This is a genomic window from Streptomyces sp. NPDC048270 (assembly GCF_040652335.1).
Taxonomy (GTDB): domain Bacteria; phylum Actinomycetota; class Actinomycetes; order Streptomycetales; family Streptomycetaceae; genus Streptomyces.
Genome location: NZ_JBEZLV010000139.1, coordinates 1 through 1,267 on the forward strand (window position 1 = coordinate 1; position 1,267 = coordinate 1,267).

At 69.4% G+C, this 1,267-nt stretch carries 1 pseudogene; it reads left to right on the forward strand.

Features of this window, described 5'->3' with window-relative positions:
• Window positions 1-21: 21 nt before the first annotated feature.
• Window positions 22-1,267: pseudogene (locus AB0D66_RS34640) on the forward strand (ISAzo13 family transposase); the annotation flags it as partial.

Below are 1,267 nucleotides of genomic sequence, written 5' to 3' on the forward strand. Positions count from 1 at the left end.
GAGACTCGTGCCCAACTCGCTGTGGAGTTCGAGGTGTTGTTTCCGCATCTGGACGAGCGGCAGCGTCGGTTGTTGATGGCTGCCGAGGCTCGCGTCCTGGGTCACGGCGGTGTTCGGGCCGTCGCGCTGGCCGCCACGGTGAGCGAGACGACGGTCTGCAAGGGCGTGTTCGAGCTGGAGGCGGCGAGGAGCCCCTGGGCCGGGTGCGGCGTCCGGGCGGGGGCCGCAAGCGGGTCGCGGAACTCGACCCGGGGCTGCGGCCCGCTCTGCTGGCGCTGGTCGAGCCGGATGTGCGGGGTGATCCGATGTCGCCGCTGAGATGGACGGTGGAGTCGACCCGCGCACTCGCGCGGGAACTGACCCGGGCCGGGCACCGGGACAGCGCCGACACCGCCGCATCTCTGCTGCGGGAGGAAGGCTTCAGCCTGCAGGCCAACGCCAAGACGCTCGAGGGCAACCAGCACGTCGACCGGGACGCACAGTTCCGCTACCTCAACGAGCAAGCCCGCGAGCATCGGGACGCCGGCCAGCCGGTCATCAGCGTGGACACCAAGAAGAAGGAGCTCGTCGGCGAGTTCAAGAACGACGGCCGGCAGTGGCGCCCGGCCGGTGATCCGGTGCTGGTGAACATGCACGACTTCGCCGACCCCCACTTGGGGAAGGCGATCCCATACGGGGTCTACGACCTGGCGGCGAACACCGGCTGGGTCAACGTCGGCACCGATCACGACACCGCGGCATTCGCGGTGGAATCGATCCGCCGCTGGTGGCACGGCCAGGGCCAGGCAGCCTACCCGCAGGCGACACGGCTGCTGGTCACCGCGGACGCGGGTGGCTCCAACGGCTACCGCACCCGGGCCTGGAAGCTTGAGCTCGATCGGCTCGCCGCAGAGACGGGACTGACGATCACCGCCTGCCACCTACCCCCGGGCACATCCAAGTGGAACAAGATCGAACACCGCCTCTTCTCCCACATCACCATGAACTGGCACGGCCGCCCGCTGACCAGCCACGAAGTCGTCGTCCAGTCCATCGCCGCGACCACCACCCGCACGGGACTGCACGTCACGGCCGAACTGGACACCAATGCCTACCCGACCGGAGTCACGATCGGTGACGCGGATATGGCGGCTCTGCCACTGACCCGGCACGCCTTCCACGACGACTGGAACTACGCCCTGCACCCCCATCCGGCCACGCCCATCCCGGCGCCCCAGACTCCGGAACCGTGCGAGCCGGAGTGGACACCGGCCATGCTGTCCGCCCC